General features: G+C 45.4%; 15 protein-coding genes. 3 read left to right on the forward strand and 12 right to left on the reverse strand.

Translation table 11 applies throughout. From position 1 onward, the window contains the following. From PCH05_RS26545 to PCH05_RS26590, 10 genes are all read right to left on the reverse strand, one after another. A partial coding sequence (locus tag PCH05_RS26545) for a leucine-rich repeat domain-containing protein (RefSeq protein ID WP_164766812.1) occupies window positions 1-1,503 on the reverse strand: 1,503 nt, incomplete at its 3' end. Between the two features lie 111 nt (window positions 1,504-1,614). Next, complete coding sequence (locus PCH05_RS26550) at window positions 1,615-1,818, reverse strand: hypothetical protein (protein WP_127607654.1); 204 nt, start codon at window positions 1,816-1,818, stop codon at window positions 1,615-1,617. A 391-nt stretch (window positions 1,819-2,209) separates the two neighbouring features. After that, window positions 2,210-3,085 (reverse strand): hypothetical protein, encoded by an 876-nt coding sequence (locus tag PCH05_RS26555; protein ID WP_127607662.1) that lies wholly within the window; start codon window positions 3,083-3,085, stop codon window positions 2,210-2,212. A gap of 124 nt (window positions 3,086-3,209) precedes the next feature. After that, entirely contained in the window at window positions 3,210-3,614 is a 405-nt protein-coding gene (locus PCH05_RS26560; protein WP_127607664.1) for a hypothetical protein, read from the reverse strand. A 68-nt stretch (window positions 3,615-3,682) separates the two neighbouring features. Then, entirely contained in the window at window positions 3,683-3,925 is a 243-nt protein-coding gene (locus PCH05_RS26565; RefSeq protein ID WP_127607666.1) for an RH3 domain-containing protein, read from the reverse strand. Next, entirely contained in the window at window positions 3,915-4,685 is a 771-nt protein-coding gene (locus PCH05_RS26570) for a ParA family protein (protein WP_127607668.1), read from the reverse strand. Before PCH05_RS26570 ends, PCH05_RS26565 begins: the two co-directional genes overlap by 11 nt. A gap of 1,695 nt (window positions 4,686-6,380) precedes the next feature. Further along, window positions 6,381-6,671, reverse strand: coding sequence for a hypothetical protein (locus PCH05_RS26575; protein WP_127607670.1), 291 nt, complete (start codon window positions 6,669-6,671; stop codon window positions 6,381-6,383). A 156-nt stretch (window positions 6,672-6,827) separates the two neighbouring features. Beyond that, the gene (locus tag PCH05_RS26580; RefSeq protein WP_127607672.1) at window positions 6,828-7,388 is read right to left on the reverse strand and encodes a hypothetical protein; all 561 of its coding nucleotides are present in this window, start codon (window positions 7,386-7,388) and stop codon (window positions 6,828-6,830) included. Between the two features lie 195 nt (window positions 7,389-7,583). Continuing rightward, the gene (locus tag PCH05_RS26585; RefSeq protein ID WP_127607674.1) at window positions 7,584-7,844 is read right to left on the reverse strand and encodes a hypothetical protein; all 261 of its coding nucleotides are present in this window, start codon (window positions 7,842-7,844) and stop codon (window positions 7,584-7,586) included. Further along, entirely contained in the window at window positions 7,844-8,092 is a 249-nt protein-coding gene (locus PCH05_RS26590; RefSeq protein ID WP_127607676.1) for a hypothetical protein, read from the reverse strand. The genes PCH05_RS26585 and PCH05_RS26590 overlap by 1 nt, the downstream gene beginning before the upstream one ends. 392 nt (window positions 8,093-8,484) lie before the next feature. Here PCH05_RS26590 and mobQ point away from each other — a divergent pair, with 392 nt between their 5' ends. The 3 genes from mobQ (at window position 8,485) to tenpIN (ending at window position 11,571) form a co-directional block, all read left to right on the forward strand. Further along, entirely contained in the window at window positions 8,485-10,182 is a 1,698-nt protein-coding gene (gene mobQ / locus PCH05_RS26595) for a MobQ family relaxase (RefSeq protein ID WP_127607679.1), read from the forward strand. A 92-nt stretch (window positions 10,183-10,274) separates the two neighbouring features. After that, on the forward strand, window positions 10,275-10,847 hold the full coding sequence (locus PCH05_RS26600) for a hypothetical protein (RefSeq protein WP_127607681.1): 573 nt from the start codon (window positions 10,275-10,277) through the stop codon (window positions 10,845-10,847). Between the two features lie 280 nt (window positions 10,848-11,127). Next, window positions 11,128-11,571 (forward strand): type III toxin-antitoxin system TenpIN family toxin, encoded by a 444-nt coding sequence (gene tenpIN / locus PCH05_RS27470; RefSeq protein ID WP_164766813.1) that lies wholly within the window; start codon window positions 11,128-11,130, stop codon window positions 11,569-11,571. A gap of 112 nt (window positions 11,572-11,683) precedes the next feature. On the opposite strand, the gene PCH05_RS26610 is transcribed toward tenpIN, so the two are convergent. Continuing rightward, window positions 11,684-13,300, reverse strand: a complete 1,617-nt coding sequence (locus PCH05_RS26610) for a type IV secretory system conjugative DNA transfer family protein (protein ID WP_127607685.1) — start codon at window positions 13,298-13,300, stop codon at window positions 11,684-11,686. Continuing rightward, window positions 13,297-13,947 (reverse strand): class F sortase, encoded by a 651-nt coding sequence (locus PCH05_RS26615; protein ID WP_127607687.1) that lies wholly within the window; start codon window positions 13,945-13,947, stop codon window positions 13,297-13,299. The genes PCH05_RS26610 and PCH05_RS26615 overlap by 4 nt, the downstream gene beginning before the upstream one ends. Window positions 13,948-14,064: the final 117 nt, after the last annotated feature.

The following is a 14,064-nucleotide window of genomic DNA, read 5'->3' on the forward strand; positions in this document are numbered from 1 at the left end:
CGTCTCTCCGACTTGGATCGTAGCCGTGGCCGGGGTAACGGTCAGGCTAGTCAATGTCTTCGTGGCTGGGATGACATTCACCGTCAAATCACGTGTTGTGAATACGGTGTTTTGGCCAAATATTGTTCCGGAAACTACCGTTGTACCTGGGCTGTTCCCGGTTATTTTCAGAACTGCTACACCGTCATTTGCAATGCTGGTCGATGCGATTGAAGAATCAGCAGCGGTAGCAGCTATGTCGTTCGTGTCATAGATCAAATCTGTATTCCAGAAAGACTTTGTAGTTCCGTCATCAGTGGGATACCTAATCGGATAAACGGTAACCGTCTTGCCTACTTCAACCGTTACGACATCAATGGAATCACCATTCATGAAGCCTGATTCGTAGCGCAAGAATTCTTGTGGAGTTAGTACGCTAGAAGCCATTAATGGTAATCCGGAGAGTGCCGACTTATTGGGTTCGTTCCAAATATCTGCATAGTTACCCGACGCATTCAGATTCTTAAGAGAGGTCATATTTGCAAGCGGAGTAAAGTCGGTTATGCGCTCGCCATCAACTGAAAGGTCTTGAAGGGACAGGTTCTTTATTGGATTTAGATCCGATATTTTGTTTACGTCAGACAGCGTTCCCATGTCTAAAGTCTTCAGAGCCAAAAGCGAGCTTAATACGGCGATGTCTCCATCTTCTAATCCTAGACTGCGAATACCAAGGGTAGTTAAATTCGTCATACCAGCAAGGAAGTTTAAATCCCTCGTTCTGTTGCTATTAATCTGCAAGGAGGTCAAATTGACCAATGAAGCTAACGGAGAAAAATCAGTTATATCATTGCTCGTAAGATCAAGCATTTCCAAATTTATAAGACCAGATAGAGGACTAACGTCCGTAATCTGATTTGTTTTGGTAGTGCCGTTTCCGAGGTAAAGCCATTTCAAATTCAATAAAGCTGAAATAGGAGAAATGTCTTCAATTTTGTTTTGGGTCAAATACAGCTTGGATAAGTTGCTCAGTCCACTTAAAGGGGTAAGATCACTGATGTTGTTGTAGCTCAAAGAAAGTTCCTGCACCGTCGTTAAATGACTGATCGGAGCTGCATCCGTAATGATGTTGTTGTTAAAACTCAAAATCTTCAGATTGGCCACATTAGTAAGATTGGCCATCGGGCTAAGATCCGAGATTTCGTTATCATCAAAGGCCAACCACTGGACATTAGTATCATTAAAACCTTCTATCCCGGTTAAATCCGTGATGCCCTTGTTTGAATAGTTTATTTTGCCGCCTGTATTTGCAACCACTTTGTCAAAGTCGGACTTGTAGATCGGGTCGGTAAGGGGCTTCCCAGCAGAAACAAAACCTGCGTTTCTGGCCAAGGCTTCATGAAAATTAAGATCAGGAACATCTACAACATAATCGGCAGCGTGAACATAAGAAACCGGGACAGACATCGAACCAATAACTACTGAAACCAGTAACAGAAGAAAGATTTGTGTTCTTTTTAACAACATGGGGAAACTCACCTTTCATATTAATTTTTTTGGACTACGCGGGTTTCCGCGCCCCTCCTAAATTAACTGTGGTGGTTGATTTTTTTGGACGGAAAAATGAGTCCCCTAAGATTAGTCGTGGAAGAGTTCGTCAGCCGATGGCATTTTAGGCATATGTTCTGCTGGATTGTAATCAGTGAATTGACTGGTAAAAGAGATGATCGAGTTCAAAGCATGGTCATTAAACAAGGGAACCAGCAAGATCCCGATAGCGACCAGTCCAACTTTACACATAAATATGCCGAATTCGAATTTAGGTCTTTCCTTTCCGATCATGTTCGTCACCTCCCTTCAGGGGAATTTTCAAGCTTCATTTTCGGCTGAATTTGACTATTTTGGGCGATTTTCATTCCGTGGAACAATTGCTTCATTTCGACGTTTTCAAGCTTGTTTTCAAAACTCGCTTTCTTTCTTTTTCTCGAAATTGCTCGTTATTTCAAGGCATGTTAGGTTTTAGAATGCCTAGACATATTCACAAAATTCAGGATTTTGAACATATGTCTTGCATGCCATCACTACGAAGGCCTATACTAAAGGGCATCTAATAGCAATACTTCGTCTATAAAGCGGATGCCTCTGAAAAGAGGGTTCGCTTTTTTCATTACTTATAACTGTAAATACAGTTTTACATAAATACAGTTTTAGGGGTAAAGAAATCGGCGTAGAATTACGCCTTATCTCCGCTCTTTTTAAGCGAAGCAATTTCTTGCTCATGATCCCGGCGCATTTGGTTAATTTGGTCGTACAGCTCACGAAGTTTTGAGGTAGCTTCATCATGTGCCTTTTCCAACTTAGCCTGGTATTCGGTCCGAAGTTGAAGCAATTCGCGTTCCTTCTCTACTTCTTTACGTTCGGCCAAGCGTTCCAGATCGTCTTTAGCACGAACTTCGAGGGCTTGGACACGTTCATTAGATGATTCCTCAAGCTCTTTAGCTTCTTGCTGAAGATCCTCGATCTTCTCGGCCTGCTGCTTGATTTGTTGAGTAGCTTCGGCAATTTGGGCTCTTAAGTCTTTGTTTTCATCTGCCGCGGCTTTGTACTCGTTAACCAGCCCAGATAGGGTATCGATTCGACCACGATACTCTTCAACAAGTAAATTGTCTTTTCTTGAAATCTCGGCGAGCTGTTCCGCTTGTTTGAGCTGTGCTTCATGATCTTTGGTAAGCTGGGCAAACTCGTCAGTGACTCTCTTTACTTCTTTTCGAAGTTCCGAAATTTCTTGTTCCTGACTCATGATTGTAGCTGCCCGATCGGCGAGCGTCTCGTCATGCTGTTGGTTTAATTGTATCCGTTCGGCTGTTTCTGTTTCGATCATTCCAAGGAAAAGCTCTACACTTCGCCGCGTATGGTACTCCAGCTCGTCCAATTGCTTTTTGTAGCCGGCTGCACCGCCTTCCTTGATTCGCTGCATTTCGTATAACGTTGCGACATGCTCCAGGAAAGCCTCCTGTGTCTCCAGTCCGCTTTCAGAGAATAGGTTTTCTAACTTCTCTTTGAGTTCAGGACTGACCTTATACGACTTAACCTCTTTTTTTTCCGACATTCGCCTCTTTCCTTTCGGTTTACTATTACATCCTTATTATACCATAGGTTTACCGGGTTTACTAGGTAGACTTATATAAAAATAAAAAATAGCTGATGCACTTGGCCAGCTAATTTTTCACTCTCTAGTCTTTGCCTTCTACCACATCAAGCCCTGGCATTTTGAAAAAGTGTTGCAAAGCCAGCTCGATAACGTCGTCTACTTTTTGATCGTGAAGATAAGCAAATGACTTAGCTTTACGGTAAAGATGCCGATTAATATTTAATGTTACAGTTTTATATTCCCGATGTTTCCAAGTGAGCGCGCCTTCATTCGAAGGAGATTTATTTATCGCTGCTTGGATTATCTTGTCCAAATCAATTATTTTTTCCGCAAAGTCCTCTGTATTGGGTTCTGCTCCCCAGTGCCGAAATATGCGGCGGTAGTATTTGGCCATCAGCCTGGTCGCTGTTGCCTCGTCGATGTTCTTTAACCTCATTAAATCAACGACTATACCCTGCATATAAGGTTTGTAGGATCGTTTGCTCATAGTAGATCCCATCCTTTCTACAAAATACAGTTAAATGTATTTAAGTATTGCTGTATTTCTGTAATGTGTCATTTATTATTTCTCAAATACTCACGTATGGCAAGTTCAACGATGTCCACCATTTTCTTATTCTGCTTGGCGGCGAATATCTTCAGTTCTGTGTGAAGATCTAGGTCAAGCTCATATGTAGCCTTTTTCTTGTTATTAGGAACAACTCCTCTTTCAATGACGGAATCTACACTTTCCTGTATTTTTGTATTTACAGGTTTGCGGTTTAGTAGTTCGTTCAGTGCCTCTCTTTTATTTGACACGTTCAAGCAGCTCCTTCACGAAGTTGTTATAGGGTTCCAGGGCGTCGTGATCGGCTTTAGTTACAAGCTGAAGGCCCGTAACAGTGAATTCTTTGATTCGGCTTCGGCGCTTAATTACAGAATGGAATACGACGTCTTCGTAATCGCGACGTGCCTTATCTAAAATTGCCGTATCGAGTGTCGTCCTGGCATCGAGCATGACAGTAAGAATTCCAGCAAGAATGAGATCCGGATTAGTTTTCTTTTTAACGGCCTGAAGCGTCTCCAAGTAACGATCAAGCGCATCATGACAAAACGGCTCGCTCTGAAGCATAACCACAGCAAAGTCAGAAGCCGTAAGGCCGTTAATAGTATGATCCCCAAGATTCGGAGGGAGGTCGATTAGGATAAAGTCGTAACGATCTTTTACAGGCTCTAGCGTGTCCTTCAGAACGCGAGAAGGATCAGTCCCCGGGTATTTCTGATAAAGCCAGCTTGAGAAAGTAATTAAGAAGTCTTCAGCAGGTAGAATGTCTAAATTTGTCGAAACCGGATGGATATAAGGAGCTGCATTCTGTTCCTTCAATGCTTCTAAGGCAGTCTGTTCGGTAAAGTCGTAAATGTTACGCTGGGTCAAGAATTGTGTGAGGTTGCCCTGTGAATCGAAATCCACGGCCAGAACCTTTTTTCCGCTTTGAGCCAAGAGAAAGGCAGTTATTGCAGTCGTAGTTGTCTTCCCGGCTCCCCCTTTCTGAATGCCAAAACTAATGGTAGTCCCCATAGGAATTAGTCCCTCCTTATTTACAGCTATACAGTTTTACATTCCATAAAGACCACTATTATTCCTGCTTGTCTTACAAGAAAAAGCCTTATCCTATAAGGCTTAAAAGGGTGCTGTAAGATATTTTGTAAGATATTAAAGCTACGGAGATTTTTTACCCTGCCCAGAATAATTTTTTAGGGCCGTAAATGGTTTTTTTGAAGGGAATATCTTACAAGGTTTTGCTTGATGGAGCGAGCCTTCGGGGCGATCTGTAAGATATTTTGTATGATATTTTGGCCGTGGTAGACTGCGTAGAATGTCGAGTTCTCTTCTTTGCAGATGGTTATCAGTATGGTATATTCAGTTTAGTAGTTTGCTAGTCTTTCTTTGAAAAGAAAAAATCACTGTTCAAGTGGCACGGGTTTGGCGACCCGATGCTGCTTCAGTCCGATTCTCCAGATCGGTGAAACAGGCACTCTCACAATGATTTTTCTAGGTACCGCTATTGTACCATATGGATTCATGGCGCTTCAACATACCTATCGTGAAATCCATATTAAAATTATTGGCAAATGAGAGACACTCAAAACATTTTGAGCCCTGATTCCCTTTCGTGGAGTCAGGGCTTTTCTAGTTTTCGGAATGAATACACCCTCGATCCGGCTCAGGCTGGGCGAAGTGGAGTATTTACTCATACATAAAAACAAAATATCCAGCGCTCGAAAACATTCCATTTTTTGGAAAAGTTGATTTTCGAGGGCTTAGTTTCCTATTGTCTTTTTTGGAAACGAAGGCCGTTGAGCGACGCAGCTCCGTGGTTTGCATCAAATGAGACAGGATACCACGCTAAACCCCTGTCCATCGTATAGGAGGGAGCCTTACCCCAAGTATACGGTTATTTCCGGGTTGCCACGTTCAGCCGTGGCCACTAGCGCCTTACCAGCGCCAAGTGAAGCCGGTCTAGCTCCCGTTTACCTCATGTCGAGAGATATCAAACACGGACGGGAGCAAAGTTGGGCGTGTAACCAAGCACATAACGCAGAGCCGAAAGGCAGTCCAACGTAAGGCAAAACGAAGCGTCGCGGAGTGGATGTGACTCTTGATCCGCCGCACGACCGTTCCGAACAGTACGTGGTAAAGTGCCGATAGAACCTTGCTGGAAACCGTTCAAGGGAGGCAAGACCACGGTTTGAGAAGCTATTGTATGCTGTGGTGGCAGATTGGTCATAGGAACCGTAACCAATCCGAGAGATCGAGACAATAGGCGCGTAAGCGCGTGGCGGAAACAATTACACGGGAGCCGTTCCCCGATGCGTGACGGCCGAACCAGAGTTCAAAAATGCTACCTTATCCCGGTTGTTTACTCACTTCCGGGATAAGGTGAACTGTGTCCACCTCGCACGATCCAGTGTCCCCAGACCCCGGTTCGGCGTCAAGAAAAAGTTGCGTGGATTTACGAATAAGACACAGTTCACCGTAAAGCGTAGGGGTGGGTGAGGGGAGGATGATTTAAATCAATGCAGCGCGTAAGCGCTGCTACCTTTTCTCTAAGGGTTTGTGGATAATGCCGCGTTAGTTGAAGAATTGTCCACAGCTTGTTTTTTTTAGAATTAACTTCACAGAAGCGGATGAATTTATTGAAAGATGATGGAGAAGGGGCCGGAGGCCCCCTGGTGGAGGACGTAGCCCAAGCGAAGGCGCGGGAGCCGTGGTTTATATGCTGCTGTTTCGTTTATACGCTGCGATTATGGCCAGTTTGATTCGCTGGTCATCTAAGCTTTGGCCATCATCGCTTGTCACGAACTCTACGGCATCCGGAGAAATTGAGGAGAGTTCTAGCGCATATTCGCCGATCGTGACAGCATTTTCGGTGTGATAAAAGATCTTCAGATCTCGACGTTGGCCGAGCTGGATGAATGCGTTGGCGACGTGTGTAGGTACGGTTGAAGTTGCCAGCTTAATGGCTTCGGGTGTGAACGAGTCAATTGAAAACTTTCCGATCATTGGGCTTTCCTCCTCGTTTGGCTATTCTTCGCTAAATGATACAATAATCCGGATGACAATAGTTTGTCATCGAACGGTCGTTCGTGGGTATTACGGCGCTTTATATTGCCGCCTGGCTTGGAGTTGCGGCTGGGGGACGCGAGTAGAGGTTTGAAGTTATCGCATATCCATTAGGTACTTGGGGGCCTTCTCGCGTTCCCGGATCGCGGCCAGCTCGGATTTATGTGCTTTCTCGGCGGTCTTGCGTTCGATCAGGTATGGAATGGCTGTGCGGACGAGTTTGTCCATCGAGCCGTAGCGTTTGCCTGTAAACGGGCATTCGTATTGCTGGTGCGTCCGTACGACGGCGTTCTCGGCATTTTTAGGGAATAGAATGCCGAACATGGACGCTTTCGCGGCTTCGATGATGTCGGCTGCTGGGCTCTCTTCCGCGTTGCGCAAATGAATCTCCCAGCGCTCTTCGACATAGCGGCGTGGATAATTGACCGGCTCTTTCGGATCAGTAGCTTCAGGAGCGACCGGCTCGACTTCGGCCACCGGCGCTTTTTTCATGCGCTCTTTCAAGAAAGCGGCAACGGTCAGGCTTGACGCTTCGATTTCGGCCCACTCGCTTTCCGTCAGCGTGAGCGACACTTTTTTGGTGATGCCAAGCGACGGTCGGCCACGGCCTACTGGCTGCCGTGCACCTTGATTTCGACGGTCAAGTGGAGATGGCATAGTGAATCCCCCTCGAATTTAGGTTACTTTAATTCGATTATAATTTAGGTTACTTAAATCATCAACGATTTAAGGTAACTTTTATTCGAAGGTCTATAAAAAAGCGAACAGCTCCGCAGGGATGCTTTCCCGTTGCGGAGCTGTCGGACCGGTGCTTCCAGATTTGATTTAAGTTTACCACGCATTTCCCCGGCGTCAATCAATCTTTCGAATTTCCCCTCGTTCCTCGCGGCCTGCTAGATCATGAAGGTTTTTAATTACGTCTGCTGCAACCTGTTCGTTAACCTGGACACCAAAATATTGTTCAAAAATAGCACCAATTTGAATTAAGCGGCGGGTGCGTGCTTTACGCTCTTTCTGGCTGATCTGTGCCTGAAGCTGCTGCTTCTTTGCCTTTAATTGTTCCATTCGCTGATCCAGCTCGGCCAATCTTTGTTCCTCTGTACGTCTCGACATTACCTGTCGCTCCTTTCCAAGTCATTGCTCAACAGCTTCATGAATTCTTTTCGCAAACTACGATGTGCGACTTTGGCCGCTTGTTCGTCGCCGTTTTCGAGATCTATTAACTTGGCTCCACCCAAGCGATTCTCAAATCTTTTGATAGCATCGTCCCATTCGCGGCTTCCTGCCGCATCACGTGAAAAACGTCTGCGTTTTCGACGCATTGGATCGCCTTCTTTCTTCCCTGCCCAGTTTAAAATCACGGGGCCGCCCCTGTGGGGCACGGGGCAACACGGGGCCTAAAAAAAATGTATCGCATCCATGTCAATGTGGCAAGCACAAATTAGCGTTCCGAAGGAACGCGGTTTGTGCTACAATAGTCCCGAGAGGATGCGAAGGGCGCACTTATACATTACTTCGTAATGTGTGCGGCAGGGTTTCACCCTGCACCCATTCGCATCTAACGATGCGACGAAACGACATATCGCGACTATGCGCGATCGCGTTTCGCTGAAAGGCTAAAACTTATTCGCATCTAACGATGCGTAAAAATGCGGGCGCGCCCGCATTATATCAAAGGCAAAGTGCCGGTTCCGCCTAAGATGTTTATGCGCTTCGCTTTGCTAGAAATATTCCAAAGAAGGGGGCATCTCACATGGCGATTTTCCATCTGCGTATGCAAGTTATCCGCCGTTCCGAGGGTCGTTCGGCGGTTGCCGCCGCTTCCTATCGAAGCGGTGAAGATTTGTATGACGAGAAATATGGAAAGCAGCATAGGGGGTTTCGCAAAGAGCGGTACTTGATCGAGAGCGAGATCCTTGCACCAGAGAATGCCCCTGATTGGGTTTATGATCGTGAACGTCTTTGGAATGAAGTCGAGAAGGTGGAAGATAAAAGTACCCGTCGGGCGACGGCACAGCTTGCTCGTGAATTTGACGTGGCGCTTCCTCGGGAATTGCCCTATGGTATCCAGCGAGAATTACTTATTGATTTTGTGAAAAAAGAATTTGTGGATCGGGGCATGATCGCCGATGTTTGTATTCATAGAGATAATTCAGAAAATCCTCATGCTCATGTAATGTTGACTATGAGAGAAATTACTCCGGAAGGTTTCGGCAACAAAAACCGCGAATGGAACGGGGATTTTGTTACATACAAAGGAGCTGAAAAAGTCGGTAAAGGATGGCGCAATAACGTAAACGCTGAAAAACTGCTGGAATGGCGGAGCAAATGGGCTGAATATGCAAACAAATTTTTAGAACGGGAAGGTATTGACGCTAGAATCGATCACAGAAGCCTAAAAGAACAAGGGCTAACAGACCGGGTTCCTACGATCCACGAGGGGCCGAATGTTCGGGAGATGGAAGAACGGGGAATTTATACAGATCGTGGCGCCTTGAACCGTGCAGCCAAGGAGCATAACGCGATTGTCGTTGAATTGGAGACTTATCGGAAGGAAAAGGTTGCGTACCAGCAGAAAGAAGCTGAAAAGGCCATTTCTGGCCGTGAGGAAGGGCAATCGCCGGTGGCGGTCGGCAATGACATCAAAAATATTGCTCAGGAACGGGGTGCAAGTATGAATGTGATCGAGCAACGTCCGGATATGGCCTATGAATTTTACACGGAACAAAAGAAGAGGTTAGACAAGGAATATGGATTGTATAAGCGGCGTGAGCAGTTTGTCAAAGAAAAGGAAGCTTTAACGTCTAACTTGGAAACAGAGCGATTCAGCCGAAATGAGAGAGCTGAAATTCGGGAGAAAATCGAGAAGCTAGATAAGCAGATTAGCAAGCTTCCGGAATTGACCGAAGTTAGCAAGTCCTTAATGCGTGAAGAATATAGGACAATCGAGGCCAAGCTGCAGGAAGTTTTCAAAGTAGCAGAAAAGCGTTCTTCAAGGACGTCCGACGTGCGAGTTCCGGAGTTGGTTAAAGAGAAGGGTTCTGCTTCAGTAGTTGACTTGCATCAAGTACAGGCGTTGAAGTTGCAGCGTGACGCTATGTTTAGTGAGCGCAACACAGCGGAGCATAGCTATTCTACGCTTCAGAGAAAGCAAGATTTAAGCGAACAAAAGAAAGAAGCTTTACAGAAGAAGCTTGATGATCTTGGGCCGAATCGTTGGTGGCAGCGTGGTAAGAACGCCCAAAGAGAACAACTGCAACGAGAGCTGGAAACCGTTAAGAAGGAAATTGCCGAGCGAGATCCTGAATTACAAAGAGCGAAGGCGAATTTTGAAAAGGTGAACAAAGATTATCAAGAGGCGAGTCATGCGTTTAGAGCTGTAAAAGAAGTCGAGCATAAAGAGAAGCTGCGGCATCGTCAAGCCATGAACCAGCAAGAACGAGAACGATGATCCAGGTGAAGCCCCCGGCGCGGGGGCAAACGTTTATTTCTGTAAATACAGTTTTACATAATTACGGGTCAGGGAAAGAAAGGGGGATTCCGATGTTTGAATATGTACGAGACACGCATAAGGTTAAGGTACGTATTGGTCAATTTGTTGCCCATCACGTGGTTCAGGAAAAGCCATTCAGCAAAATACTTCGGTCAGTGGAGCAGATTAATACCATGAACCGATATGACTTGGCCAAAGCATTCCTGGAGTCTGGTGAGGCAAAATATTTTTATCGCGACGTTGGGGAGTGCGATCCGGAGCGCTTACTTGATGATGTGGCTCGTTATATTGACCAGCGCATTCCCAAGGCTTACATCACATGGGATACGGAGCAAGAAGCTACTTCCGATTGGTCGGCCAAAGCGAGGGGATTAATTTATCAATTTCCTGAACACGCGGATCTCGAAGAGGAAATTAAGCGTGAAGCTGAAGCCTGGAAGCAAGAAACACCGGCGACAGAACGCCAAATCAAATATCTAAAATCGCTGTTGAAAAATGCGGGATACTGCTTAAATCAAATTGAAGAACTGAATGTAGACGAAGCAAGTCAGTATATCCGGTTCTTTGTAGAGGATGCCCCATTGCCCCATGAGTTATCCCAACGGCTTGAGTATGATATATAAGAACTTACTCCAATGATTCTGCATAAACTAAAACTTAATTAGAAACACTAATGATCCATCTTCTCATTGACACTGGGTACAGTTGTTTATTGACAATGTATCAGGTGGGTATTAAAATAAAAGAACGATGTGGTGCGAATGGCAGCCCACCCGAAAAAATAAAGGCCAAACCAAAGACGTGGTGCGAATGGCAGCCCACCTTAAAAAATAAAAGCCAAACGAATGATGAAGATGGAAATGGCGCTATTCGGCGCCATTTTTTACGTTGAGGGGAACAAATATGAGCACTCCTGCTTTTCGTTATGTGCATCTTACTAGTGATTTCTATCAGGATTTTAATTGGTATGTTGAAATAATGAAAGACCCCGACCGCCAGTATTTACACTTAGTGACGCAGTACAAGGGGCATACTTTCGTAATTCCATTCCGCAGCGGGATAAACCACCCTTATAGCTTCAGATTTAGTAAAGAGGACAATAAGGGACTGGATTACTCTAAGGCAATTATAATTCATGATATGCAAAAATACGTTGTTCCATCCGCGAAGCCGATTCCGCAGAAGCAGCATGATTTGATTGTCCGTAAAGAGCAGTTGATTTTGCGGCATTTTTACAAGTACGTGGACGACTATTGCAAAGCGGTTCAGAACAATGACACAAACATGTTGAATCGTTTAGGGAAATACAGCTCGTTAAAGAACTTCCATCAAGAACTCGGGATATGAGCGAACACGGCCCTTTAGGATTACTCTTAATTGCGGCAAAGCTATAGATCATTTAAGGGTTACACCACCAGACGAAAAGCCGCTCCCTTACTCGGGGAGCGGCTTTTTGCTTTCAAGAAGCGAGGTCTTTGAAATCTTTGTCTTTGAACCAGTACGCCAAATCGAGTTCTGTCGGTTGCATTCCAAGCGCCATAAGAATCGGTTTTGGCAGCCGTGCCCAAGCTTCAGGTCTTACCAAATGAACGCCTGTTTCATTACTGCTCATATTTGGAACCAGCCCGGCCCCCACGGTAATTCCTTTAGAATAAACTGTTTGCTGTCCGGCTAGATCGGCAAAGTAACGTTGAGTTTCCGGATCGCCAGCGCTCAACACAAATTTATAGGCGCAGGTATCGGCGATAATTTTACGCTTGTCAGAACCATAGATTTCATCGAGTTGGGCCATCGATTGGATAAGCGACATAACAGTTACGCTTCGGCTTCTCAATGTCGCAAGAGAGTCTGATAAGCCCGGGAGTTCTCCGAGACGTGGCATCTCATCGAGCAACATCAATACGGGAGGAGTTGCCTTCTCTTGGCGTTGCTCTAAATGTCTTATGAATTGGCTGACCATAACGGTCCAAAGCTCCCTATATTGCTTAATGAGATGCTCAGGAACCCGTAAATAAATCGTAGCACCTTCCTCCAGACTTTCAGGTGTAAAGTCACTTCGGCTTGTGGCCGCTGCGATCCCTTCGTCCGCTGCTAGCGTAAATAACCCGGATTTTAGTTGTGCCATAACGCCCCCCAGCGTTTTTTCAGGCAGGTCGGCACCAACTGCCGAGAGTATACGCGTCGATCTTACCGGACTCTCTTGTAATTCTTCGATTAGTTGAGCAGCAGGAGTGGTAATTAGCCGTTCGGCGACCTCGCAGAGTTTCCCACCGGTATGAGCTGCTTCAATAACTGCCGCGGCCAATATTGCCTGCGCGTTATTAGACCACATAGGATCTGCCTTTTCAGGAGTAGGTACGAGAGCTCTAGCTAAGTTTTGCGCACGATCAACAGTTCTACATTCTCGAATCGGGTCATAACCGTGGCCGCCATTAAGGGGATCAAATATAAATACAGGCCCAAATTGCTTTCTATGCTCTGCTGTTAAAGCTGAAAGCTCACCCTTAATGTCGATTACTATTGCTCCACCACTAAACCGGAAAAGAGTAGGTATGGCTACTCCAGCAGTTTTCCCGGTTCCCGGCGCTCCAGCAACTAGTACGTGTCCTTCGGCTGCTGAAGGTTTCTCGATTAGTTTTCCTTTCAATCGACCAAAGACGATCCCAGCACCAAGTAAGCCTTTAGCTATAACTTCGTTAAGAGTAGAAAATCTAGCGTCTCCGTGGGTCTTTGGACGTTTACGTTCACGATGAATTCCTGCTGCACCAGGTAGCCACGGGGAGAAGAATCCCAAAAAGAAGCTGATTAGAAAAATATAAATTCCCATTGATGAAACGATTTCTGGCACCTTGAAGGCAGACATATCGGTTTCTTTTGTTATCGTGCCATCTAAAAACCACGTTGCCACCACCACGACTATATAGAGCCAAAAAAATGCAATGCTGAAGATTAAGGACGCTAAAAGCCAGTGCAAAAAGCGATTTTTAGAAGACTTGGCAATTTGCTTGTTGACTAGAAATGGCCATGTTATCGGAAAGCATAGTATTTTAAGTAGTATTTTAAGTAACTTTTTCATCCGCTTGTCTCCTTCAGAACGACGACTGCTCGGCTTTGATAACCACGTTTTTTCTTGTCAAAATAGCCTGTACAAGTGATGAGAGTGGTGTGTTCTTCACCTGACAGATCCATAACCGACGCTGGTACCTCGTCAAGGTCATAGGTATCGTTCGAGGTTACTGTAAGGATCTCAATGCTCTCATCATCGAATGTAATTACTACATCATCTCCTATCTTCAGCTTTTCGATATTCTGAAAGCTTCCTGCCTTGCCTTTCCAGTCCCTATGCCCAGCTAGGATCGAGTTTCCGGGCTGTCCCGGGCTTGAGCCGTATTTATACCATCCAACAGTTTCAGCACTTGATACTGTGGCCATGCGGCCTTCTGTATCGAGGCCCACCGGTTGAACGGGGGCCTCTACATGAAGTGCCGGAATAGATATTAATACCGGAATTTTATCCGTGTCTGCTACCGATGTTGTTTTTGGTGCAGATTCTGGAAGCAGAGATTCTATTGGAGATGAAGGCTCTAAATTAATTTTCGGATCTTCTACGCTGTTCCGTGAGCAGCTCGTAAGCAAGAATATAGCGAGTACAATCAATAAAAGCTTCCTCAACGCTGCGTTCACTTCCCTCCTTGCGATTTCCGTCTTTTGATGAAATACCATACAAATGACCCTATACCATATACGCCAAACGCAAGGCGGGCGAGATTCATGACCTGTGTTAGTCTTTCTTGGCGGCTAAGAGATCCATCACCCGTTTTCGGGACTAAAGGCTGCTCC

This window comes from Paenibacillus chibensis, from assembly GCF_004001045.1.
GTDB classification, from domain to species: domain Bacteria; phylum Bacillota; class Bacilli; order Paenibacillales; family Paenibacillaceae; genus Paenibacillus_AQ; species Paenibacillus_AQ chibensis.

Bases quoted from the DNA above. Each gene is read 5' to 3' on its own strand.
- PCH05_RS26550 (WP_127607654.1), bottom strand. From the start codon at position 1,818: ATGATCGGAAAGGAAAGACCTAAATTCGAATTCGGCATATTTATGTGT.
- PCH05_RS26555 (WP_127607662.1), bottom strand. From the start codon at position 3,085: ATGTCGGAAAAAAAAGAGGTTAAGTCGTATAAGGTCAGTCCTGAACTC.
- PCH05_RS26560 (WP_127607664.1), bottom strand. From the start codon at position 3,614: ATGAGCAAACGATCCTACAAACCTTATATGCAGGGTATAGTCGTTGAT.
- PCH05_RS26570 (WP_127607668.1), bottom strand. From the start codon at position 4,685: ATGGGGACTACCATTAGTTTTGGCATTCAGAAAGGGGGAGCCGGGAAG.
- PCH05_RS26575 (WP_127607670.1), bottom strand. From the start codon at position 6,671: ATGATCGGAAAGTTTTCAATTGACTCGTTCACACCCGAAGCCATTAAG.
- PCH05_RS26580 (WP_127607672.1), bottom strand. From the start codon at position 7,388: ATGCCATCTCCACTTGACCGTCGAAATCAAGGTGCACGGCAGCCAGTA.
- PCH05_RS26585 (WP_127607674.1), bottom strand. From the start codon at position 7,844: ATGTCGAGACGTACAGAGGAACAAAGATTGGCCGAGCTGGATCAGCGA.
- mobQ (WP_127607679.1), top strand. From the start codon at position 8,485: ATGGCGATTTTCCATCTGCGTATGCAAGTTATCCGCCGTTCCGAGGGT.
- PCH05_RS26600 (WP_127607681.1), top strand. From the start codon at position 10,275: ATGTTTGAATATGTACGAGACACGCATAAGGTTAAGGTACGTATTGGT.
- tenpIN (WP_164766813.1), top strand. From the start codon at position 11,128: ATGAGCACTCCTGCTTTTCGTTATGTGCATCTTACTAGTGATTTCTAT.
- PCH05_RS26610 (WP_127607685.1), bottom strand. From the start codon at position 13,300: ATGAAAAAGTTACTTAAAATACTACTTAAAATACTATGCTTTCCGATA.
- PCH05_RS26615 (WP_127607687.1), bottom strand. From the start codon at position 13,947: ATGGTATTTCATCAAAAGACGGAAATCGCAAGGAGGGAAGTGAACGCA.